Below are 22,734 nucleotides of genomic sequence, written 5' to 3' on the forward strand. Positions count from 1 at the left end.
GCTGCTCAAAAATTCGCCAAGGCCTGAATAGCACGGATTTTAAGGCTTTCCAGCCTCTCGTACCGCGCTGTTACGTCAATCGACGTATATGGCTGCGGTTAAGATCTGTCCCACTGTCCCCCAGACGCCTCCCTTGGTGTCTCGGGGCTCAACAGGTCAGAGGGACTACTCATGACATTCTTCAGCGCGAAACGCGCTCTTCTCACTGCCGCCATGGCCGGCACGATCGTCGCATCCGCCGTGCCGGTAATGGCGCAGGACGACACCATCAAGGTCGGCATCCTCCACTCGCTTTCGGGAACGATGGCGATCTCGGAAACCACGCTCAAGGACACGATGCTGTTCCTGATCGAACAGCAGAACGCCAAGGGCGGCGTGCTAGGCAAGCAGCTTGAGCCCGTGGTCGTCGACATCGCATCGGACTGGCCGCTGGCCGCAGAACTCGCCCGCCAGCTGATCGAAGTCGATGACGTCGACGTGGTCTTCGGCTGCTGGACCTCGGTCTGCCGCAAGTCCGTGCTGCCGGTCTTTGAAGAACTGAACTCGCTGCTCTTCTACCCCGTCCAGTATGAAGGCGAAGAATCGCAGCGCAACGTTTTCTATACCGGTGCCTCCCCGAACCAGCAGGCCATCCCGGCCGTCGACTACCTGATGAGCGAAGACGGCGGCTCGGTCGAGCGCTGGGTCCTCGCCGGCACCGACTATGTCTACCCGCAGACGACCAACAAGATCCTTGAGCAATACCTGCTCGACAAGGGCGTCGCGCAAGAAGACATCATGATCAACTACACGCCCTTCGGCCACTCCGATTGGCAGACCATCGTCTCCGACATCAAGGCCTTCGGCTCCGAAGGCAAGAAGACCGCAGTGGTCTCGACCATCAACGGCGACGCCAACGTGCCGTTCTACCGCGAACTGGGCAACCAGGGCATCAAGGCCGAAGACATCCCCGTCGTCGCCTTCTCGGTTGGCGAAGAAGAACTTTCCGGCTTTGACACCACCCCGTTGGTCGGACACCTTGCCGCCTGGAACTACTTCATGTCCGTCGACACGCCGGAAAATGAAGAGTTCATCTCCGCCTGGCAGGACTATATAGGCTCGACCGATCGCGTCACCAACGACCCGATGGAAGCCCACTATATCGGCTTCAACCTCTGGGTGAAGGCCGTCGAAGCCGCCCAGTCGACCGAAGCCGACGCCGTGATCGACGCTATCGTCGGTCTCGAAACCCCGAACCTGACCGGCGGCATGGCCACCATGCTTCCCAACCACCACATCACCAAGCCGGTGCTGATCGGTGAAATCCAGGACGACGGTCAGTTCTTCGTGGTCTCGGAAACCGAAGAGCTCGTCCCCGGCGACGCCTGGTCCGACTACCTGCCCGAGAGCGCCATGCTCGAAGCCGATTGGACCGCCCCGATCAACTGCGGCAACTACAACACCGAAACCAAGACCTGCGGCGCCGCTGCGCAGTAAGACCCCACCTAACCTCCCCTGCACAAGGGGGAGGAACAGCCGGTGCCAGCCATCCACAATCTACTCCTCCCCTCCTCAAGGGGAGGCCGGGTGGGGGTCTCTGGGAGACCCCTAGCCTCTCAGAACAAGGACTTAGCCACCCATGTTGACTCATCTCCGCAATCTCCTGGTGGCCGTCCTTCTCTTTCTTGCTCCTGCTGCCCAGGCTCAGCAGATCGATATTGCTGCCAGCGTCGCCGCCATGGCCGAGGCCAGCCTCAAGGAACTGGCCACCATCGTCACCGACCTCGCCGCGACCGGCGATCCCGCCGTCGTGCCCGCCCTCACCGCCCTCGGCGACGGCGACCTTTATGCCGATGAAACCACAGGCCGCGTGCTGATCCAGCGCGGCTCCACCGTCACCGATCCCGTCACGGGCGAACACGTGGAACTGGGCGCCGACGCCGACCTCTCCAAGATCCGCGTCAACAATAGCCTCCGCCGTGACATCGCCGCCGCTCTCGCCGGCATGACGCTGATGAGCGACAATCCCGCGACGCGCCTTTCGGCCGCCAACGGCTTCCTCGCCAATCCTGACCCTGCCAACATCCCCTTGCTCGACGAGGCTATTGCTGCCGAAACCAACGCGGATGTGCTGCGCGCCATGCAGAACGCACGCGCCCTCACCGTCCTGCGCGACAGCGAATCGAGCATCGAAGACCGCCAGGCCGCCGTGCCGCTCGTCGCAGGCAGCGGCCGCAACGCCATCACTATTCTAAGCTCCTCGCGCACCGATGCGCCTGAAGAACTGGTCGCCAGCATCAACGCCGCCATCGCCGGGCTCGAACAGGAACGCGCGGTCTGGGGCGCCCTCCAGAACGTTTGGTTCGGCGTCTCGCTCGGCTCGGTGCTGCTGCTCGCCGCCATCGGCCTCGCCATCACCTTCGGCGTGATGGGCGTCATCAACATGGCCCATGGCGAAATGGTCATGCTCGGCGCCTACACGACCTTCATCGTGCAACTCACCATCCGCAACAATTTCCCAGGCCTGCTCGATTATTCGCTGCTGATCGCCCTGCCCGCCGCCTTCCTCGTCACCGGCACCATCGGTGTCGGCATCGAGCGCGGCATCATCCGCTGGCTCTACGGGCGGCCGCTCGAAACCCTGCTCGCCACCTGGGGCATTTCGCTGATCCTGCAGCAGACCGTGCGCTCGATCTTCGGACCCACCAATCAGATGGTGATCGCCCCGACCTGGATGGCCGGCTCGACCGAATTCTTTGGTCTCTCCATCACTTATGGCCGGTTCTGGATCGTCATCTTCGCCCTGATCGTCTTCTTCATGCTGCTTCTGGTGCTCAATCGCACCCCGCTTGGCCTCCAAATGCGCGCCGTGACGCAGAACCGCCGCATGGCCTCGTCCATGGGCATCCGCACCCCCTTTGTCGACGCCATGACCTTCGGCCTCGGCTCCGGCATTGCCGGCCTCGCAGGCGTGGCCCTGACGCAGATCGACAACATCTCGCCAAACCTGGGCCAGAACTACATCATCGACAGCTTCATGGTCGTGGTCTTTGGCGGTGTCGGCAATCTCTGGGGCACACTGGTCGGGGCGCTGACGCTCGGCGTCGCCAACAAGTTCCTCGAACCCTATGCCGGCGCTGTCCTCGGCAAGATCCTGATCCTCGTCCTGATCATCCTCTTCATCCAGCGCCGGCCACGTGGGCTCTTCGCGCTCAAGGGCCGGGCGGTCGAACAATGAGGAACCTGCAGAGATCTGTCGGCGCCTTCGCCCCCTCCCCCTTAAGGGAGAGGGTCGGGGTGGAGGGTGGTGCAGTGGTCCACCGTCGGACCCCCACCCTCATTCCCTCACCTCAAGAGAGAGGGATGCACAAGCGCCGCTTGGCACGCGCTTTCTCGACGCCGACCGGAGTTCTACCTCATGCTGACCCAAGCCCTCTTCCGCGCCCTCGATCGCAAGGCCATCTGGGTCATCGGCATTTTCCTCGCCGTGGCGATTCTCGTGCCCATGGCTAATCTCCTGATCCCGCCCGGTCAGTTCGGTCACGTGCCGACCTACCTCGTGTCGCTGCTCGGCAAATACCTCAGCTACGCCATTCTCGCCCTCGCGCTCGATCTGGTCTGGGGCTATTGCGGCATTCTTTCGCTCGGCCACGGCGCCTTCTTCGCGCTCGGCGGCTACGCCATGGGCATGTACCTGATGCGCCAGATCGGCACGCGCGGCGTCTATGGCAATCCGGTCCTGCCCGACTTCATGGTCTTCCTCAACTGGAAGGAACTGCCCTGGTACTGGCAAGGCTTCGACAACTTCTGGTTTGCCATGGCCATGGTGGTGCTGGTGCCCGGCATCCTGGCCTTCGTTTTCGGCTTCTTCGCTTTCCGCAGCCGCGTCACCGGCGTTTATCTTTCCATCATCACCCAGGCGATGACCTTCGCGCTTCTGCTGGCCTTTTTCCGCAATGACATGGGTTTTGGCGGCAATAACGGCCTCACCGATTTCAAGGACATCCTTGGCACGCCGGTCCAGGCGCAAGCCATCCGCGCTACGCTCTTCGCCGCCACCGCCATCGCCCTGGCGCTTTCGGTCCTCGTCTGCTCGATGATCGTCAACTCCAAGCTTGGCAAGGTCATGGTCGCCGTGCGCGACGCCGAAAGCCGAACGAGGTTCCTGGGTTATCGGGTTGAATATGTGAAGCTTTTCGCCTTCACCGTGTCTGCCATCATGGCCGGCATCGCCGGCGCCCTTTATGTGCCGCAGGTCGGCATCATCAATCCCGGCGAGTTCGAGCCGGGCAATTCCATCGAGGTCGTGATCTGGGCCGCCGTCGGCGGGCGCGGCACCTTAATTGGACCCATCATCGGCGCCATCGTCGTCAATCTGGGAAAATCCTGGTTCACCACCGTCTTCCCCGAATTCTGGCTTTTCGCCCTCGGCGCCCTTTTCGTCCTCGTCACGCTGTTCCTGCCTAAAGGCATCGTCGGTCTCTGGAAGCAGATTTTCGGCAGGGCTCGCGCCGCCCACCCTGACACCACGCCAAAAGCCTCGGCCGACATCGAGCGCGGCGAAGATCCAGCCACCTTTGGCGACGCGCAACCAAGACCGGCGGAGTAAAAGCCAATGAGCAAAGCCCTCGACACCATGCTTTATCTCGACGGCGTCTCGGTTTCCTTCGACGGATTCAAGGCCATCAACAACCTTTCGATCATCGTCCAGCCTGCCGAAATGCTGGCCATTATCGGCCCCAACGGCGCTGGCAAGACCACGATGATGGACATCATCACCGGCAAGACCCGGCCTGATGCCGGCGAGGTCATGTTCGATGGCCGGACCGATCTCACCAAGCTCGATGAAGCAGCGATCGCCAATCTGGGCATCGGTCGCAAATTCCAGAAGCCCACCGTTTTCGAAAGTCACACCGTCTGGGACAATCTGGCAATGGCGCTGCGCAAGCCGCGCGGCATCTTTGCCACCCTTTTTTACTCGGCCAGCAACGAGGACGAGGCGCGGATCACGGAAATTCTTGAGACCGTCCGGCTCTTGCATCGCAAGGACGAGTTCGCCGCCAATCTCAGCCATGGCCAGAAGCAATGGCTCGAGATCGGCATGCTGCTCGCTCAGGACCCAAAACTTCTGCTGGTCGACGAACCCGTTGCCGGCATGACCGACAGCGAAACCGAAGAAACTGCCAAGCTCCTGCGCGAGATTTCTGTCACGCGATCGGTCGTCGTTGTCGAGCATGACATGAGCTTCGTGCGCGAACTTGGCTCGCGCGTGGTGTGCCTCGCCGAAGGATCGGTCCTTGCCGAAGGCTCGCTGGATCAGGTGAGCAAAAATCCTGTCGTCATCGAAAGGTATCTTGGACGATGAGCGCTGCGCTTTCGATAGACAATATCGACCTCCACTATGGCGCCGCCCAGGCGCTCAAGGGCATCTCCATCACCTGCGAGCCGGGACGCATCACAGCCGTTTTGGGGCGCAATGGGGTGGGCAAGTCATCGACCCTGCGGGCGATTACCGGCATCAACCACGTTTCAGCCGGAGCGATCACCTTCGGTGCGGAAGTGCTGAAGAAGTCCCCGCCCTACAAACGCGCCCGCATGGGCATCGGCTATGTGCCGCAAGGCCGCGAAGTGTTCCCGCTTTTGACCGTCAAGGAGAACCTCGAAACCGGTTATGCCGGACTCGCTCGAGCAGAGCGCAACATCCCCGCCTATATCTTCGAGCTCTTCCCTGTGCTCAAATCGATGTTGAACCGCCGGGGTGGCGACCTTTCCGGCGGCCAGCAGCAGCAGCTCGCCATCGGCCGCGCGCTTGTGACCCGGCCGAAAGTGCTGGTGCTCGACGAGCCCACCGAGGGCATCCAACCGTCGATCATCAAAGATATCGGCCGCGCCTTGCAATTCCTCCGCGACGAAAAGGGCATGACCATCCTGTTGGTGGAGCAGTTTCTCGACTTCTGCCGAGAAATCGCCGATGACATATACGTCATGGACCGCGGCGAAATCATGCATTCCGGCCCCGCGAGCGATCTCGACAATCCCGACGTGCGCCGTCACCTCATGGTCTAAAAACAGAAACGCCCGGCCGAAGCCGGGCGTTGGATATTCCTATGCGGAAATCCTATTACTGCAGCGAACCCGGGGGAGTCCAACCGCCTTCAATGCATTCGTCGATCGTGATGCCTTCGAGGTCGAACGTGGTCGAGGTCTGGAGGCCTTCAGCCGGCGGGGAGTCGTTGCTGCTGGTGTCGGCAGCCAGGAGTCCTCGTCATCGCTACCGGTTTCGGTATCGGTGGTCACGCTCGAGCTGGTGTTGACATCGGAAACAGTCGAGTCGTCATCAGCAACGAGCACGTCGCAGCGTGCCTGCACGGCAGCGCGATCGGCTTCGGAAACTTCGACGCCACCCATCATGGTTGCGGTAGCGGCTGCTTCCTGAGCGAAAGCAGGAGCTGCGATCATCGCAGCAGTCATGGCCAGAACGGAAACTACAGATTTGACGCGCATTTTGTATCGCCTTGTTGATTATCTCTGTGAAGAGCGTCTGCTCGACAAGAAAACGTAGGTTCATGCATTTGGTTGCCAAAAATTCTTTGCCACCGTTGGGCTTGTCGAGCCTGCAGCGCGCTCGCGGCGTCGGACGAATTTCGACGAAACAAGTCGGCGAACGTACGCGCATCGATAAACTGTTCCAGGAAGGCTGCGGCAAGATCCGCTTGCCCAACACGCACTCCCCTGCCCTCGAGGCAGTCCTGATCAACACGGCGGGGGGAATCACCGGCGGCGACCGGCTCGACTGGTCGGCCGACATCGCCGCTGGTGGTCGAGCCGTTTTGACCACCCAGGCCTGCGAGCGCAGCTATCGCTCCCTCGGCGACGTCGCCCATGTCGAAACCAGGCTGCAGGTCGGCGCCAATGCTCACCTCGACTGGCTGCCTCAGGAAACAATCCTTTTGCCAGCAGCAAGCTGCACCGCCGCCTCGAAGTAGACCTGGCGGAAGGCGCGACCCTCATGGCGATCGAAGCAGTGCTGCTCGGCCGCGACGCCATGGGCGAGGAGGCACGCGACGCCATTTTCCGCGACCGCTGGCGCATCCGCCGCGATGGCAGGCTCATTCACGCCGAGGCCACCGAACTTTCTGCCTCCGCCGCCGAACGCGACAGCGTCTCGCTCCTCGCCGACAACCGCGCCTTCGCGACGATTCTCCACGTCGCCAAGAGCAACGACGCTGCCGAAGCCATCTGCACGCGGCTCCGGCCGATCCTGCAGCCAGGCAAAATCGGCATCAGCAATAATGGCGAACGTCTTGTCATACGTGCCATGGCACAAAGCGGGCTTGCCTTGCGGCGCATGATCGTTCCACTTTTGATCGAACTCACCGGCGCAGGCAGCCTGCCGCGCCTCTGGCATCTCTAGGACAGGCCGACCGATGAACCTTACGCCCCGAGAAAAAGACAAGCTGCTGATCGCCATGGCGGCCAATGTTGCCCGCAAGCGCCTCGAGCGCGGGGTCAAGCTCAACCACCCCGAAGCCATCGCGCTGATCACCGACTTCGTGGTGGAAGGCGCGCGAGACGGCAGGCCGGTTTCCGAACTGATGGAATCGGGTGCTCACGTCATCAGCCGCGATCAGGTCATGGAAGGCATTGCCGAGATGATCCACGACGTCCAGGTCGAAGCGACTTTTCCCGACGGCACCAAGCTCGTCACCGTTCACCAGCCGATTCGATAGAGGACTTATATGTTCAAGCGCGCCCTTCTCGCTTTAGCGATTGCCGCAACCGCAACCGTGCCGGCATTCGCCCATCTCGACCCCGTCGAGCATGGTTCGCTGGCGGCTGGCTTCAGCCATCCTCTTTTCGGGCTGGATCACATCCTCGCCATGGTCGCCGTAGGCCTTTGGGCGGCCATGCAGGGCGGGAAAGCGACCTGGATCGTTCCCGCAGCCTTCGTCGCCACAATGGGTCTTGGCTTTGCGGCCGCGATCATGGGCCTCCCCTGCCCTTTGTCGAACCGGTAATTCTGGCATCGGTGATTTTCATCGGCATCGCCGTTGCCCTGGCGCTGCCGGTCCCGACTGCTGCCGTCGCAGCCTCCGTCAGCTTCTTTGCCTTTTTCCATGGCCATGCCCATGGCGGCGAGCTCGGCGCGGCCGGTGCCTGGCAGTTCGCCATCGGCTTTGCCCTTGCGACAATCCTCCTCCACGCAGTCGGGATCGTTGCTGGTCTGACGCTTGGCCGCTTCGGTGGCAAATGGCTACCCCGCATCGCCGGCGCCGCTACCGCTGTCGGCGGCCTTTGGCTTGCGACTGGCGCATGAGGAGAACAGCATGATTCCCGGAGAAGTCATTCCCGCCAGCGGCGATCTCGAACTCAACCAGGGCGCGCAGCAATTGGTGATCGAAGTCGCCAATACCGGCGATCGCCCGATCCAGGTCGGGTCGCACTACCATTTCTTTGAAACCAACGCCGGCCTGCGCTTTGATCGCGAGCCGACGCGCGGCATGCGTCTCGACATTGCCGCAGGAACTGCCGTGCGCTTCGAGCCCGGACAGACCCGCGAAGTCCGTCTCGTGCCGATCGGAGGTGACCGGCAGATTTACGGTTTCCGCCAGATGGTGATGGGAAGCCTTTGACGCTGGTCAGCGGGACCTGAAAATGGTCTAAGAGCCGGGTTTTCCAACCCGGCTTTTTTTTGATGACCGACGCACAGACACACTCCAAGGAAGCTGAGTTCAAGCAGCGCTTTGTCGCCATCCTCGATGACGTTCAACAGAACGGCCTATCGGACGGCGAAGCGATGGCGACGATCGGCATCTGGGCCCACAAAATTGCGAGCTCGCTTGGCCAGGCATCGTGGTCGGCCGTCAAAACTCAACTCACCGCTGCCACCTATGATGAGTTGCTGAACTCGTTCCAGAGCCAGGGCAATGCCTTGCATCAGCAAGGCAAGCAGAAGCAGGCCTATGCCTTGCAGGTGCTGGCTGCCTCCCTGGTTGTCGGCACGCAGCGGAGCGACAAGGATTTGGCCGCAGGCGAAAAGCTGCTCGACGCGGTTATCGATCACGCAGAGGCTCAAGCCCGCAACTTTCCGCTCCCACCCACAAACTAAACGCCGGGCACGAGGCCCGGCGCTTTAAACCTAAAGCTCGTAAGCTTTAGTCCTGGCTATAGGTATAGAAAGTCAGCGAACCGTCCTGGTCGTTGTTAAGAGCAACCACATCGGAAACATCGATCGAGTTGATCGAAAAGAAGTCGTTCAGGAACGAGTTGCCATTGAGGGCATCCTGAAGTGCGGTGATGTTGCTCGCATTGCCGTTAAGGGCATCGTTGAGCGCATTGGCGTCAAAGTTCGCTACATCTGCAATGTCGACCACTTGGACATCGCCAAGATCGGCGGCATCATTGATGTTGCCGACATCGCCAACGCTGTTATCGCCCGACGAAATGTTGGACAGAATGCCGTTGAAGTCGAGGTTGCCGATGTCGCCGGCCGAACCTGCAATGTCGCCCGCGCCCGTCAGGTTGCCGACAGAACCCGTTGCGTCGCCGCCGGTGATGTTGGTCACGGCATCGCCAACGCTACCCGAAGTGGAACCGCCGGTCACGCTGGTGACGGTATCACCAACCGATGTACCAAGGGTGCCGTCGACCGAATTGGTAACGCCTTCAACCGTGCCGGAAGCAGAGTTGGTGACGCCATCAACAGTACCTGACACAGAGTCCAAAGTATTACCAAGAACATTGGTGCTCTGGCTGTCCTGTGCAAAAGCAACAGCAGTCGTCAGGGAAAGAGCAGCAGCGGAACCGAGAAGAATTTTGTGGAAAGCGCGCATTGGCTTGTCCTCCATTTTTTCATTTTAGTTGAAAACCCGCTTGGGTTCGGAGGAGTAAGCTTCAGCGCAACTTTACGTTCCGACAGGATTTAAAACGTGATCGACTTTTTAACGCTCTAGTAACGTTGAAAAACGAACGTTTTCAGCCAGTTACCTGGTACGCAGCATGTCCACGATCACAAAATCGTCGGAGATCCTCAGGCCAAACACCTCCTCGAAACGACGTCCTGCATTAACGACGGCCTGTTCTAGCTGCGGGTAATCGCTGGCAAGTTGGGCAATATCGGCGCTTGTCGACGTGCAGGCAGTTGGACGCATCCAGACCTCCTGGCCTGAAGACAAAGTGCCGATAAGCTGCTCGCGACCGAAATCTGCCTCGACACAGGTCGCGGCCGAAGACGCGTCCTCACCGATAGCGATGCCCGCGCCGCCAGAACTACCAAGCTGACCCGCCAGGGCGCCCGCGCTGCTGACGCTTCCGGCAGGGACGGAGCCATTATTCACACCGCCGGCATTACCCACCTGTTCGGCGGACGAGCCTGACGACCCGTTTTCACGCAACCCATTACCGACTCCCACAACGGTCGCGTCGTTGACCGAAACACTGGCCCCTCCGGACGCGCCATTGTCACCGCGACCAAGCGATAACGAGCCGGAGGACTCAAGCGTGACGGAAACACTGTCCTGAAGAAGCTCGACGCTTTGCGTCTGACTGCCTTCGCCTACGACTCCCAGGCCAGGTTCCTGAGCAACAAGCGGCGTGGACAAAGCGATCAGCAAGATGGGCAAGGCGCGGTACATGACAATTCTCTAGCAGACGTAGCGCGAGGAACGGGCAAAAATGTTGGTAGTTCCGGGTTAACCCGATCACCCTCTTGCCAGCGCCAAGCGAAGCGGCCAAACTCGGAAATGGGAAGCCTTTGTCCCCGGCCACTCTTCGGGACACGTTATGCCAGCACGCATTTCTCGCGCCACCTATGCCGATATGTACGGCCCGACCACAGGTGACCGGGTTCGTCTTGCCGATACCGAGCTCTTCATCGAGGTGGAGCGCGATTTCACGACCTATGGCGAAGAGGTCAAGTTCGGCGGCGGCAAGGTCATTCGCGATGGCATGGGCCAGTCGCAGCGCACCAGGGCGCAGGGCGCCGTCGACACAGTCATCACCAATGCGCTGATTGTCGATCACACCGGCATCTACAAGGCGGATATCGGCCTCAAGAACGGCGTCATCGCCGGCATCGGCAAGGCCGGCAACCCCGATACGCAGTCCGGCGTCGACATCATCATCGGCCCATCGACCGAAGCGATCGCCGGCGAAGGCAAGATCATCACTGCCGGCGCCATGGACGCGCACATCCACTTCATCTGCCCCCAGCAGATCGAGGAAGCGCTGATGAGCGGCGTCACCACCATGCTTGGCGGCGGCTCCGGTCCGGCGCATGGCACGCTGGCGACCACCTGCACCGGCGCCTGGCATATCGAGCGCATGATCGAAAGCTTCGACGCTTTCCCGATGAACCTGGCCCTTGCCGGCAAGGGCAACACCGCCGTTCCGGCACCGCTCGAGGAAATGATCCTCTCCGGCGCCTCCTGCCTCAAGCTCCACGAAGATTGGGGCACGACCCCGGCCACCATCGACAATTGCCTGTCGGTTGCCGACGCCTTCGACGTGCAGGTGATGATCCACACCGACACGCTCAACGAAAGCGGCTTCGTCGAGGACACGATCGGGGCCTTCAAGGGCCGCACCATCCATGCCTTCCACACCGAAGGCGCCGGTGGCGGTCACGCGCCGGATATTCTCAAGGTCGCGGGCCTGCCCAACGTCATCCCTTCCTCGACGAACCCGACCCGCCCCTACACGGTGAACACCATCGCCGAGCATCTCGACATGCTCATGGTCTGCCATCACCTCGATCAGTCCATCCCCGAAGACGTCGCCTTCGCCGAATCGCGCATCCGCAAGGAAACCATTGCGGCCGAAGACATCCTACACGACATGGGCGCCCTTTCGGTCATCTCCTCCGATAGTCAGGCCATGGGCCGCGTCGGCGAAGTGCTGATCCGCACCTGGCAGACCGCGGACAAGATGAAGCGCCAGCGGGGTCGCCTCTCCGAAGAAACCGGCGATAACGACAATTTCCGTGTCCGCCGCTACATCGCCAAATATACGATCAATCCCGCTATCGCCCACGGCATGAGCCAGCATATCGGCTCGGTCGAAGTCGGCAAACGCGCCGATCTCGTGATCTGGAACCCGGCCTTTTTCGGCGTGAAGCCAGAGATGGTTCTGCTCGGCGGCTCCATTGCTGCTGCGCCGATGGGCGATCCCAACGCTTCGATCCCAACGCCCCAGCCCATGCATTACCGGCCCATGTTCGGAGCCTATGGCAAGCTGGTCAGCCGCTCGTCCGTGGTCTTCATTTCGCAGGCGGCGCATGATGCCGGTCTGCGCAACCGGCTCGGCGTCGACAAGCAATTGTTGCCCGTGTCCAACACCCGCGGCGGCATCGGCAAAGCGGCGATGAAGCTCAACTCCGCCACGCCCAATATCGACGTTCATCCCGAAACCTACGAAGTGCGTGCCGATGGCGAACTGCTGACCTGCGAACCGGCAACCGTTTTGCCGATGGCACAGCGTTATTTCCTGTTCTGATCGGCATGCACTGTCTCACTTCAGCCGCGGGCCTGTGTCATCGTCCGCGGCAACCTCACCGGGAGTCGCTCATGATCCGCACAGTCCTGCCGCTTGCCGTACTTCTTGCAACCGCCACCACGGCCTGGGCCCAGGAGGAGCCGGTCGAAGCAACGCTCGCGCCCATCGCCGTTCCGCTGACGGCCTCCTCTTCCGTGACTTTGACGCTCAGCAGCGCCACCGACATCGAGATGACCACCGCCGTCTATCAATGCGATAGCGGCGAGGTGCTTTCCGCCCAATACATCAATGCCGCGCCCAATTTCCTGGCCCTGGTGCCGGTCGAAGGCGAAGTGCACATCTTCGTCACGGCCCTCTCCGGCTCCGGCGCCCGCTATGTGTCGGGCCCGTTCGAATGGTGGAACAAAGGCGACGAGGCAACGCTGCGCGACCTGACGCAGGACGAAGATGCCGAGCCGCTTGCCACCTGCACCGCTGCTAGCAATACGCCCTGACGAAAGTTTTCTATGCTCCGCGTCTCCACCATACTTCCGGCCGGCCACAAGCGGGCCGCGCCTTTCGATCACGTTGTCCTTGAACACGACGAACGCCGCCTCCGCCGCAAAGTCCTGCGCTTGAGCAAGGGCGACGAGGTCATGCTCGACCTCCGGGAAACAACGACGCTGGACCACCTGGGCGGTCTCGAACTCGAAGATGGCCGTATCGTCGAGGTCATTGCCGCCGACGAATTCTTGTATGAAATCCGTGGCCGCGATGCCGGGCATCTGCTGCGTCTTGCCTGGCATATCGGCAATCGCCACACCCCGGCGCAGCTTGAACCGGGCCGCATCCTAATCAAGCGGGATCATGTGCTCAAAACCATGCTGCAGGGCCTGGGCGCCGCGGTCACCGACGTCACCGAGCCCTTCTTTGCCGAACACGGCGCCTATGCGCACGCCCATGCAGAAACCGGCCACGCGCTGCTGAACCGCCGTTGAGCCAGGACCTCCAAAAACTGCTGACCTGGTTGTCCCCTGCCTTCCCGGTGGGCGCCTTTGCCTGGTCGGCAGGGCTCGAGACGGCAATCGTGCAAGGGATAGTCCACGATCGGTCAACAGCCGAGGACTGGATCGGCGGCACCTTGCAACATGGCGGCATCAAGACCGACGCTATCCTCCTCGCCCATGCGCACCGCTCCTTCGCGGACCGGCAAGCACTTCAAGAACTGGCCGATCTCTGCCTTGCGCTAACCCCAGCCCGCGAGCGCCACGCTGAAACAGTGCTGACCGGAAACGCCTTCGTGCTCGCCACCGCCGCATGGCCTGCCGACCAGCCGGCGCCGCTCCCCAAACCATGCCCCTACCCCGTCGCCATCGGCGCCGTCACCGGGAGCCACAGCATTGACCTGGGTGAGACTCTGGTCGCGTTCCTGACCACGACCGTGCACAGCCAGGTCTCCGTCGCCGTACGCCTCGTACCCATCGGACAGAGCGATGGGCTGGCCATCATGGCGAGCCTCGAACCTGCAATCGCAACGCTTGCCCATCTGTGCCAGCATGCCACACTGGACGATATCGGCAGCGTCGCCTATGGCGCTGACATTGCCCAGATGCAGCACGAAACGCTGGCGACGAGGATCTTCCGCTCATGAACATGTTTGTCTCCTCCTTCATGTTCGTGGGGCTGCTGACGGTCGCGCTCGCCCATTTCGTTTGGGCGCTCGGTCGCACCTGGCCGATCCGCGACGAAAAACTGCTGGCGCAAACCGTGGTCGGCACGCCCGGCGTCGAGCGCATGCCGCCGCGTTATATTTCGTTCATTATCGCCCTCCTGGCCCTCGCCGCCGGCATCTTCACCCTCGCCCTGGCCGACCACGACAGCGGCGGAAACCTCATGAATATCAGCGGCATAGGGCTTGGCCTGCTCTTCCTCGCCCGCGGCATTGCCGGCTACACAGCTTGGTGGGCCGCGCAGTTCCCCGAGCCGATCTTCCGCCTCAACGACCGCCGCGTCTACTCGCCTCTCTGCCTTTTTCTCGGCGTCGGCTTTCTGATCCTCGTCGCCCTTCGCTTGAGCTAACCCCGGAGTTTCCATGCAAAAGAGCCTCAACGGACCCCTACGCATCGGCATCGGCGGCCCGGTCGGCTCGGGCAAGACCACGCTTTGCGAAATGCTGCTCAAGGCCATGCGCGACCGCTATTCCATGGCCGTGGTCACCAACGACATCTATACGCGCGAAGACGCCCTGATCCTCGCCCGCGTCCAGGCCATCTCCGAAGACCGCATCGTCGGCGTCGAAACCGGCGGCTGCCCGCACACAGCCATCCGCGAGGACGCCTCGCTCAACCTCGCCGCGATCGACGACCTCAACCAGAAGTTCCCCGATCTCGACATCATCCTGATCGAAAGCGGCGGCGACAATCTCGCCGCGACTTTTTCGCCGGATCTTGCCGACTTGACCATCTACGTCATCTCGGTCGCCCAGGGCGAAAAGATCCCGCGCAAGGGCGGACCGGCCATTTCGCGCTCCGACCTTCTGGTCATCACGCACACCGACCTCGCGCCTTATGTCGGCGCCAGCCTCGACGTCATGGAAAGCGACACGCGAAAGGTGCGGCAAGGACGGCCCTATGTCTTCACCGACCTGTTGCGGCGCGAAAGCCTCGACCAGATCATCGGCTTCATCGAAAAGCACGGCGGCTTCCAGGCTCAGGCAGCCGAGTAAATGTCGGCCATCCGCATGCGCAAAATGCTGGATGGTCCGCTCCCGGCTCCAACAGCGCCGTCCGGAATCTCTCTCCAGCCCTTCCCCAAAAGCGATCCGCTCCGCCTGCATGAACTGCTTGTGAGTGCTTACGCGCAAGGCGGTGGCAGCGTGGGTGATTTCGACCACTGGTTCGAACCGCTGGTCACCGATGCTGAGTTCGATCCCGAGCTCATGCTCATCGCCGTCGATGCAACCGGAAACCCTCTAGGCCTCGCACACTGCTGGACCAGCGGCTTCCTCAAGGACCTGGTTGTCCATCCCGACTATCGCAACCGAAAAATAGGCAGCTGGCTGCTCTATCAGGCATTTGCCACGATCAAGATGCGTGGATTGGACCAACTCGACCTGAAGGTGCTCGCCGACAATATTGCTGCGCGACGCTTCTACGCGCGGCACGGCATGGTCGAGGTGGCTTAAGGACGCCTACGCCACGCCCACCACATGGCTGACCAGTCGCCCCTCTGCGAAATGATGCAGCATCAGGCCCGGCGGATCGATATTGTCGCTATCCTTGCCATCAAGCCTGAGCTTGTTGGCGCGCGTAACCGACGGTGCCATGGTTGCCTGCTTCCCTGCAAAACTGGTGAACAGCGGCCGATGCACATGACCACAGGTGAGGCCCAGCACGGTATCGCCGGCAGCTTCGATCACAGCGGCCAGTTCGTCGCCACCAAAGCAGACATTGCGATCCTTGTTGTCGATGCCCGTGGGAAATGGATGCTGGTGCTGGAAAATCAGCGTCGGCACCTGATCCCGAGCAAGCTCCTGCCCGAGCCAGTCCAGCACAGGCAAGGCATCACCATGATGGGCATCTTCCACTGTCACATCGATGCCGATGACCCGGAAGCCATTCAACCCACCGATGACGTTCAATGGCCGATCCGAAGTCCAGCCATAAAGATCGCCGAAGGCCGAGCGCATCTCAACATGGTCATCCACATTGCCCGGCACCACAAAGAACGGGCACAAGACCGTCTCCAGCCTTTGCCGCACCGCTGGGTAGGTCTTGAAAAATTGCGCTTCGCACAAGTCGCCACTGACGATCAGGGCATCGGGCCTTAGTGGTCGCAACCAGTCGAGCACGCGATCGAGCCGCTCGAACCGACTGTTCGAGCCATCTGCATGAATATCGCTGAGCTGGGCAATGATCATGGTTGCTGCGGCCGAATAAGCGCGACGACAGAACGCGGCGGCAGCACGACGGTGCGGTCGCTCACCGGCACGTCGACCGCGTCATCGGACTGAAGACCGACTATCCATTCCCCTTCCGGCAGATAGGCAACGACCGGCTCTATGCGACGATTGAACCAGACCAAAACTTCATCGTCCTTGTGGCGCAGGTGCATGCCCAATACCGATCCGCCGGCGTCGTTCCAGTCCCCTTCATGCATCTCGCGATTGTCGGGGTGCAACCAGACCACGTCGCGCATCCCGTTCCGCTCCTGGCCGGAAAGGAAATGATCATGCGTGATCGCGAGATGCTGCTTGCGGAAAGCGTTGAGGGCCGCAACGAAGTCGACGAGCGCGCCATCGGCCGAGGCCCAATCCACCCAGGTTATGTCGTTATCCTGCGCATAGGCATTGTTGTTGCCGCCTTGGGTGCGGAACATTTCGTCGCCCTGCTGGATCAGCGGCGTTCCGCGAGACAGAAACAATGTGGCGAGGAGCGCGCGCACATCGCGCTTGCGCGCAGCGACAATTCCTTGATCCTCGGTCTCGCCCTCGGCGCCGCAATTCCACGAATGATTGTTGCCGTGCCCGTCGCGGTTGTTCTCGCCATTGGCCTCATTGCGCTTGTCGGTGTAGCTGACCAGATCGCGCAGCGTGAAGCCGTCGTGGACGGCCAGCATGTTGACGCCATGGCTCGGCTTGCGCCCGGCAAAATCGAAGAGTTCGGCGGAACCGGCAACCTTGCCCGCCAGCGAACCGATCTTGTACGGCTCGCCTCGCCAGAAGGCGCGCACTTCGTCCCGGTAGGTGTCGTTGTGCTCCTGAAACTCCTGCCCAAACTTGCCCACGGCGTATCCACCCGGCCCTGGATCCCACGGCTCGGCGACAAGAATGACCTGGCTCAGGACCGGATCGGCCTTGATCTTCTTCAGCATCTCGGCTTCCGGATTAAAGCCCGGATCGCGGCCGAGAATGGTTGCAAGATCGAACCGGAAGCCGGCAACGCCGAGCTCCTCCACGTAGTAGCGCAGGCTTTCGATCACGAGGCGCTGCACGGCCGGATGATCGCAGCGCAGCGTGTTGCCGGTGCCGGTATCGTTGACCAGCTGCTTTTTGCCGTCGACATCGACAAAGCGATAGTAGGTCTGCGGATCCAGCCCTTTCATCGAGAGGATCGGGCCCTTCGCATCGCTCTCGCCGGTGTGGTTGTAGACGACGTCGAGGATCACGCCGATGCCTGCCTTGCGATAGGCCTCGGTCATCGCGCGCAGGTCCTGCGGGCCGCCTAGGGCAAGACGCGGGTCAAGGGCGAAGTAGGCCACGGGGTTATAACCCCAGGCATTGGTAAGGCCCAGCGCCGGCAGATGGCCTTCGTCGATCCAGCCGGCAACAGGCATCAGCTGCACCGTATCGGCGCCAAGGTGCTTGAAGTGGTCGATGAAGCTGCGGTTGGTCAGCGCCCCAAGCGTGCCCCGGAGGTCATCGGCAGCGTCCGGATGGCGCATGGTGAAGCCGCGCACATTGAGTTCGTAGAAGAGGCCGAGCGTCTTCTTGCGCCGCACCCTTACCGTGTCGTCGTTGGCTGCCTGAACGATGGCCTTGGGCACAAGAGACGCCGTATCCACCGCCTCTTCGCGTCCGAGCCCTAGGCGTGGCGAACGAACGAAAACCCGATCGAGCTGGCGGGCGTAAGGGTCCACCAAGAGTTTGTTGGGGTCGAAGAAAAACCCCTGGTCCGGATCATAGGGCCCGTCGGCCCGCAATCCGTAGCGTGCCCCCGGTCCGATATTGGCGACCAGGCCTGCCCAAACATTGTCCTGATGAACGTCGAGCGCGAAGCGGCCGAGTTCGACATCCGTTTCGTCGAACAGGCACACCCAGATCGCCGTTGCGCTTTCCGAATAAACGGCAAAGTTAACCCCCTCCGGGGTCACCGAGGCGCCGAGCGCTTCAGTGATCCCGGCTTGGGGCACGAGTTCGGGACGCATCACGGTGCCAATCAGGTGATGACGCTTGGCTCGGTCCGGCCAGTCCGGCTCTTGATGCCGGCGAGTTGCTCGGCAATCGCAATCAGCGGCTCGAGCGCCACCTGGGTGTCGAGGTCGTGACGGCCATCGGAGGCTTCATAGCGTTCAAGATAGACGCGGAGCGTGGCGCCGACCGTGCCCGTGCCCGACAAACGCAACACGATGCGCGACCCGTCGACAAAGCCGATGCGAACGCCCTGCTTGGCACTTGTCGAGCCGTCCACCGGGTCATGGTAGGTGAAGTCGTCGGCATAGGCGACCTGCATGTCATCGCCGAGCGTTTGCCCTGGAAGCGAAGCCAGCTTGCCGCGCAGATCGTCCATCAGCTGATTGGCGATGGCGCTGTCGACTTCTTCATAGTCGTGGCGCGTATAGTAGTTGCGGCCATAGGTGCGCCAATGCTCGCGCACGATCTCGTCGACGCCGTGCTTGCGCACGGCCAGAATATTGAGCCAAAGCAGCACGGCCCAGAGCCCGTCTTTCTCGCGGACATGGTTGGAACCGGTACCGGCGCTTTCCTCGCCGCAAATGGTGACGCGGCCAGCATCGAGAAGATTGCCGAAGAACTTCCACCCCGTCGGCGTCTCGTGCATCTCGATGCCGAGCTTTTCAGCCACGCGATCAGCTGCCGCACTCGTCGGCATCGAGCGGGCAATGCCGGCAATGCCGTCCTTGTAGCCCGGCGCCAGATGCGCATTGGCGGCAAGGAGCGCCAGCGAGTCCGATGGCGTGACGAAGCGGTTCTTGCCGATGATCAGATTGCGATCGCCGTCACCATCCGACGCGGCGCCAAAATCGGGGCCGTCCGGCGTCATCAGTAGGTCGTGCATATCCTTGCAGTAGACAAGGTTGGGATCGGGATGACCATTGTCGAAAGTGGGCGACGGCGTTCCGTTGACCACCGTGCCTTTCGGCGCGCCCAGCATGTCTTCGAGAATGGCGTTGGCGTAGGGACCCGTGACCGCGGCCATGGCGTCGAAAGTCATGCGGAAGCCACCGGCGAAAAGCGCCCGTATGGCATCGAAGTCGAACAGCGTCTGCATCAGCGCCGCATAGTCTTTGACCGGATCGATGACCTCGACCACCATGTCTCCGACCTGCTGGGTGCCGATGGCGTTGAGGTCGATATCCGCAGTGTCGAGCGTCTTGAAACTGTCGATGATCTTGGTGCGGGCATAGACCGCATCGGTGATCTTTTCCGGTGCCGGCCCGCCATTGCCGATATTGTACTTGATGCCGAAATCGCCTTCCGGTCCGCCCGGATTGTGGCTTGCGGAAAGCACGAGGCCGCCAAAGGCCTTGTAGTGGCGGATGACGTGGCTGGCAGCGGGCGTGGAAAGGATCCCGCCCTGCCCCACCAGCACCTTGCCAAAGCCATTGGCCGCGGCGATGCGGATGGCTTTTTGGATCGCGACGTCGTTGTAGAACCGCCCATCGCCGCCGATCACCAATGTCTGGCCGGCAAAGCCTTCGAGGCTGTCAAAGATGGCCTGAATATAGTTTTCGACATAGTTGGGCTGCTGGTAGACGGTCACCCGCTTGCGCAGGCCCGATGTGCCCGGCTTCTGGTCGGAAAATGGCGTGGTCTTAATCGTTTGCGTCGTCATTGAGGCTCATTCCGGTCAGCGAGGCATAGAGTTGGGCATAGCGGGCGGCGCTGGTTTCCCAGCTCACATCCGATTTCATCCCGCGCCTCTGCATTTTCTTCCAGGATCGTTCGTCGGCATAAAGTTCGAAAGTGCGCCGCAGCGCATCACCCAGCGCCGGCCCGGTCGGCGGCGCAAACTGGATGCCGGTGGCGACTTCCGCCTGCATGGCGGCGACGTTGGCGTCGATCACGGTATCGTTGAGGCCGCCCACGCGGCTAACAAGCGGGATGCAGCCATAGCGCAGGGCATAAAGCTGGGTCAGGCCGCAAGGCTCGAAGCGGGACGGTACGATGATGACATCGGCCCCGCCCTGCAGCAGGTGGCTGAGCTTTTCATTGTAGCCTGTGACCAAGCCGACCTTGCCGGGATGACGCTGCGATGCGGCGCGTATGGCATTTTCGAAATGCGTTTCGCCCGACCCCAAGACCGCCAGCTGACCTCCGAGCGACACGAGATAGTCGATATTGTCTGTCAAAAGGTCGATACCCTTTTGACCGGTTAGGCGGCTGATAACGGTGAAAAGCAACCCGTTCAGCGGCTCGAGGCCGAACTGTTCCTGGATGGCGCGCTTGTTGACCTGCCGGTTCTGGATCGTGCTGGCCGTGTAGGTCTGCGCCAGCGCCGTATCGGTCGCTGGGTTCCAGGCATCCATGTCGATGCCGTTGAGGATGCCGTAGACGGTCGATGCGCGATTGTTCAACAGCCCATCGAGGCCCGAACCGAAGTCGGGCGTACGAATCTCAGCGGCATAGGTAGGCGAAACGGTCGTGACCGCGTCGGCGCATTCGACGCCCGATTTAAGATAACCGACGCCGCCATAATATTCGACGCCGTAGACCGAAAAGGCATGCGGGGGCAGGCGAAGCTGCCAGAAAATGTCGGAGCCGAAATTGCCCTGGAACGCCATGTTGTGGACGGTCATGACCGTCTTGAGCGTCGGAGACGGACCGAATTTGACATAGGCCGGGACGAGGCCCGCCTGCCAGTCGTGAGCGTGGATCACATGCGGCCGATAGCCCTCGACCAGGCCCAGGCCAAGTTCAGACGCGACCCAGCTCAGCGCCGCAAAGCGCTTCCAGTTGTCCGGCCAGTCCCAACCCTCCGGCCCCATATAGGGATTGCCGGGGCGATCAAACAAAACTGGCGCATCGAGCACGATAAGATCGAGACCGGCCACACGCCCCGCGATCAGACGTCCGGTCACCCCGAAGAGATCGTCGAAGTGAGCGACCTCGCGGCCGCCCTCCATCCGCCCGAGCACCGCCGGGTAGCCGGGTACCAGCGTGCGCATGGCAACCCCGGTCGACGCCAAGGCCCCCGGCAGCGCACCGGCCACATCGGCCAGCCCGCCGGTCTTGATCAGCGGATAGATCTCGGAGGTGACCGAAAGAACTTCGATCATCGATCGGCCAAATACCGGTTGACCATCGCTTGGGTGACCAGCGTCACGCCTTCCTCGGTGCGACGGAACCACTTGGCGTCGAACTCGGGATCCTCGCCGATAACCAGGCCCTCGGGGATCGAAACGCCACGATCGATCACCGCCTTGCGCACCCGGGCATTGCGGCCGATGTCGCAATACGGCAGCACGACCGCTTCATCGAGCACCGAATAGGAATGGACGCGAGAACCGGTGGAGAGCAGCGTGCGCTGCAGGTGACCGCCCGAAATGATGCAATCGCCCGAAACGAGCGAATTCACGGCCGAACCGCGACGCCCGTCATAGTCATGCACGAACTTGGCCGGCGGCGTAATCTCGGCATAGGTCCAAATCGGCCAGTCCCGATCATAAAGATCAAGCTGCGGCGTGATGTCGGTTAGGTCAATATTGGCTTTCCAATAGGCATCGACCGTGCCGACATCGCGCCAGTAGGACACCGTCTCGTTGCTGGAGCGTACGCAAGAGCGGGTAAAGCGGTGCGCCCAAGCCGTGCCGTTCTTGACGAGATAGGGGATGATGTCCTTGCCAAAGTCGCGGTTCGACCCCTCGGTGGCCGCATCGCGCTTGAGCTGCTCCATCAGGAACTTTGTGTCGAAGACATAGATGCCCATCGATGCGAGCGCCATCTCGGGATTGCCCGGAATGCCTGGCGGATCCTTGGGCTTTTCGACAAAATCGATGACCCGGTCGCGGCCGTCCACATGCATGACGCCAAAGCCAACCGCTTCCATGCGGGGCACTTCGAGGCAGCCAATGGTCACATCGGCGCCGGTGTCCACATGCTGGCGCAGCATGATTTCGTAGTCCATCTTGTAAATGTGGTCGCCCGCCAAAATGACGATATAGCGGGCGCCCGAATCCTCGATGATGTCCATGTTCTGGTAGACGGCGTCGGCGGTGCCGGCATACCACATGTCCTCACGCACGCGCTGCGACGCCGGGAGGACGTCGAAGCTTTCGTTACGCTCGGGACGGAGGAAGTTCCAGCCGCGCGACATGTGACGGATCAGCGAATGCGCCTGGTATTGCGTCGCCACCGAAATGCGGCGGATGCCCGAGTTGATAGCATTCGACAGCGCAAAGTCGATGATGCGCGCCTTGCCGCCGAAATACACAGCCGGCTTGGCGCGACGATCGGTCAGCTCCATGAGGCGCGTGCCGCGTCCACCGGCAAGCACATAGGCCATGGCTTCACGAGCCAGCGGCGACGGAACACGGTAATCAGCCATT

General features: G+C 61.5%; 23 protein-coding genes and 2 pseudogenes. 17 read left to right on the top strand and 8 right to left on the bottom strand.

The window, feature by feature from the left end:
* Nucleotides 1–171: 171 nt before the first annotated feature.
* From urtA to urtE, 5 genes are all read left to right on the top strand, one after another.
* Nucleotides 172–1,476 (top strand): urea ABC transporter substrate-binding protein, encoded by a 1,305-nt coding sequence (gene urtA / locus G5575_RS10825; RefSeq protein WP_164534322.1) that lies wholly within the window; start codon nt 172–174, stop codon nt 1,474–1,476.
* A 142-nt stretch (nt 1,477–1,618) separates the two neighbouring features.
* Nucleotides 1,619–3,217 carry an urea ABC transporter permease subunit UrtB gene (gene urtB / locus G5575_RS10830; RefSeq protein ID WP_164534323.1) on the top strand — a complete coding sequence of 533 codons (1,599 nt, stop codon included), beginning with the start codon at nt 1,619–1,621 and terminating at the stop codon, nt 3,215–3,217.
* 180 nt (nt 3,218–3,397) lie between these two features.
* The gene (gene urtC / locus G5575_RS10835; protein ID WP_164534324.1) at nt 3,398–4,588 is read left to right on the top strand and encodes an urea ABC transporter permease subunit UrtC; all 1,191 of its coding nucleotides are present in this window, start codon (nt 3,398–3,400) and stop codon (nt 4,586–4,588) included.
* 6 nt (nt 4,589–4,594) lie between these two features.
* On the top strand, nt 4,595–5,344 hold the full coding sequence (urtD, locus tag G5575_RS10840; protein ID WP_164534325.1) for an urea ABC transporter ATP-binding protein UrtD: 750 nt from the start codon (nt 4,595–4,597) through the stop codon (nt 5,342–5,344).
* Nucleotides 5,341–6,045: an urea ABC transporter ATP-binding subunit UrtE gene (gene urtE, locus G5575_RS10845; protein WP_164534326.1), complete on the top strand. Its 705-nt coding sequence runs from the start codon at nt 5,341–5,343 to the stop codon at nt 6,043–6,045. Before urtD ends, urtE begins: the two co-directional genes overlap by 4 nt.
* A gap of 39 nt (nt 6,046–6,084) precedes the next feature.
* Here the strand turns inward: urtE and G5575_RS10850 are convergent, their stop codons facing one another.
* The gene (locus G5575_RS10850) at nt 6,085–6,483 is read right to left on the bottom strand and encodes a hypothetical protein (protein ID WP_164534327.1); all 399 of its coding nucleotides are present in this window, start codon (nt 6,481–6,483) and stop codon (nt 6,085–6,087) included.
* Between the two features lie 62 nt (nt 6,484–6,545).
* Between G5575_RS10850 and G5575_RS10855 the strand changes: the two are divergent.
* The 5 genes and pseudogenes from G5575_RS10855 to G5575_RS10875 all read left to right on the top strand — a co-directional run bounded on the left by G5575_RS10855 (nt 6,546) and on the right by G5575_RS10875 (nt 9,088).
* Nucleotides 6,546–7,393: pseudogene (locus tag G5575_RS10855) on the top strand (urease accessory protein UreD).
* A 13-nt stretch (nt 7,394–7,406) separates the two neighbouring features.
* The gene (locus tag G5575_RS10860) at nt 7,407–7,709 is read left to right on the top strand and encodes an urease subunit gamma (RefSeq protein WP_164534328.1); all 303 of its coding nucleotides are present in this window, start codon (nt 7,407–7,409) and stop codon (nt 7,707–7,709) included.
* A gap of 9 nt (nt 7,710–7,718) precedes the next feature.
* Nucleotides 7,719–8,296 (top strand): annotated as a pseudogene (locus G5575_RS10865) (HupE/UreJ family protein).
* 10 nt (nt 8,297–8,306) lie between these two features.
* A complete protein-coding gene (locus G5575_RS10870) occupies nt 8,307–8,612 on the top strand; it encodes an urease subunit beta (RefSeq protein WP_164534329.1) in 306 nt (101 codons plus the stop codon).
* A 62-nt stretch (nt 8,613–8,674) separates the two neighbouring features.
* Nucleotides 8,675–9,088, top strand: coding sequence for a hypothetical protein (locus tag G5575_RS10875; protein ID WP_164534330.1), 414 nt, complete (start codon nt 8,675–8,677; stop codon nt 9,086–9,088).
* Nucleotides 9,089–9,134: 46 nt separating this feature from the next.
* Here G5575_RS10875 and G5575_RS10880 read toward each other — a convergent pair whose 3' ends face one another.
* Nucleotides 9,135–9,812: a hypothetical protein gene (locus G5575_RS10880; protein WP_164534331.1), complete on the bottom strand. Its 678-nt coding sequence runs from the start codon at nt 9,810–9,812 to the stop codon at nt 9,135–9,137.
* A 150-nt stretch (nt 9,813–9,962) separates the two neighbouring features.
* Nucleotides 9,963–10,613: a hypothetical protein gene (locus G5575_RS10885; RefSeq protein WP_164534332.1), complete on the bottom strand. Its 651-nt coding sequence runs from the start codon at nt 10,611–10,613 to the stop codon at nt 9,963–9,965.
* Nucleotides 10,614–10,761: 148 nt separating this feature from the next.
* Between G5575_RS10885 and ureC the strand changes: the two genes are divergently transcribed.
* From ureC to G5575_RS10920, 7 genes are all read left to right on the top strand, one after another.
* Nucleotides 10,762–12,471, top strand: a complete 1,710-nt coding sequence (ureC, locus tag G5575_RS10890) for an urease subunit alpha (RefSeq protein WP_164534333.1) — start codon at nt 10,762–10,764, stop codon at nt 12,469–12,471.
* Between the two features lie 71 nt (nt 12,472–12,542).
* Nucleotides 12,543–12,965, top strand: coding sequence for an MliC family protein (locus tag G5575_RS10895; protein ID WP_164534334.1), 423 nt, complete (start codon nt 12,543–12,545; stop codon nt 12,963–12,965).
* Between the two features lie 12 nt (nt 12,966–12,977).
* Nucleotides 12,978–13,448 carry an urease accessory protein UreE gene (locus tag G5575_RS10900; RefSeq protein ID WP_164534335.1) on the top strand — a complete coding sequence of 157 codons (471 nt, stop codon included), beginning with the start codon at nt 12,978–12,980 and terminating at the stop codon, nt 13,446–13,448.
* Entirely contained in the window at nt 13,445–14,101 is a 657-nt protein-coding gene (locus G5575_RS10905) for an urease accessory protein UreF (protein ID WP_164534336.1), read from the top strand. The genes G5575_RS10900 and G5575_RS10905 overlap by 4 nt, the downstream gene beginning before the upstream one ends.
* Nucleotides 14,098–14,529 carry a DUF3995 domain-containing protein gene (locus tag G5575_RS10910; protein ID WP_164534337.1) on the top strand — a complete coding sequence of 144 codons (432 nt, stop codon included), beginning with the start codon at nt 14,098–14,100 and terminating at the stop codon, nt 14,527–14,529. Before G5575_RS10905 ends, G5575_RS10910 begins: the two co-directional genes overlap by 4 nt.
* Before the next feature lie 13 nt (nt 14,530–14,542).
* Nucleotides 14,543–15,175: an urease accessory protein UreG gene (gene ureG, locus G5575_RS10915; protein WP_164534338.1), complete on the top strand. Its 633-nt coding sequence runs from the start codon at nt 14,543–14,545 to the stop codon at nt 15,173–15,175.
* Nucleotides 15,176–15,634, top strand: coding sequence for a GNAT family N-acetyltransferase (locus G5575_RS10920; protein ID WP_164534339.1), 459 nt, complete (start codon nt 15,176–15,178; stop codon nt 15,632–15,634).
* A gap of 6 nt (nt 15,635–15,640) precedes the next feature.
* Here the strand turns inward: G5575_RS10920 and G5575_RS10925 are convergent, their stop codons facing one another.
* From G5575_RS10925 to glgC, 5 genes are read right to left on the bottom strand one after another with little or no spacing between them, the layout of a single operon-like run.
* Entirely contained in the window at nt 15,641–16,369 is a 729-nt protein-coding gene (locus G5575_RS10925) for a metallophosphoesterase (protein WP_164534340.1), read from the bottom strand.
* On the bottom strand, nt 16,366–18,375 hold the full coding sequence (glgX, locus tag G5575_RS10930) for a glycogen debranching protein GlgX (protein WP_164534745.1): 2,010 nt from the start codon (nt 18,373–18,375) through the stop codon (nt 16,366–16,368). Before glgX ends, G5575_RS10925 begins: the two co-directional genes overlap by 4 nt.
* A gap of 11 nt (nt 18,376–18,386) precedes the next feature.
* Nucleotides 18,387–20,021 (bottom strand): alpha-D-glucose phosphate-specific phosphoglucomutase, encoded by a 1,635-nt coding sequence (locus tag G5575_RS10935; RefSeq protein WP_164534341.1) that lies wholly within the window; start codon nt 20,019–20,021, stop codon nt 18,387–18,389.
* Complete coding sequence (gene glgA, locus G5575_RS10940; RefSeq protein WP_164534746.1) at nt 20,002–21,462, bottom strand: glycogen synthase GlgA; 1,461 nt, start codon at nt 21,460–21,462, stop codon at nt 20,002–20,004. The genes G5575_RS10935 and glgA overlap by 20 nt, the downstream gene beginning before the upstream one ends.
* Nucleotides 21,462–22,733 carry a glucose-1-phosphate adenylyltransferase gene (glgC, locus tag G5575_RS10945; protein WP_164534342.1) on the bottom strand — a complete coding sequence of 424 codons (1,272 nt, stop codon included), beginning with the start codon at nt 22,731–22,733 and terminating at the stop codon, nt 21,462–21,464. Before glgC ends, glgA begins: the two co-directional genes overlap by 1 nt.
* Nucleotide 22,734: the final 1 nt, after the last annotated feature.

The organism is Devosia aurantiaca, from assembly GCF_011058215.1.
GTDB classification, from domain to species: domain Bacteria; phylum Pseudomonadota; class Alphaproteobacteria; order Rhizobiales; family Devosiaceae; genus Devosia; species Devosia aurantiaca.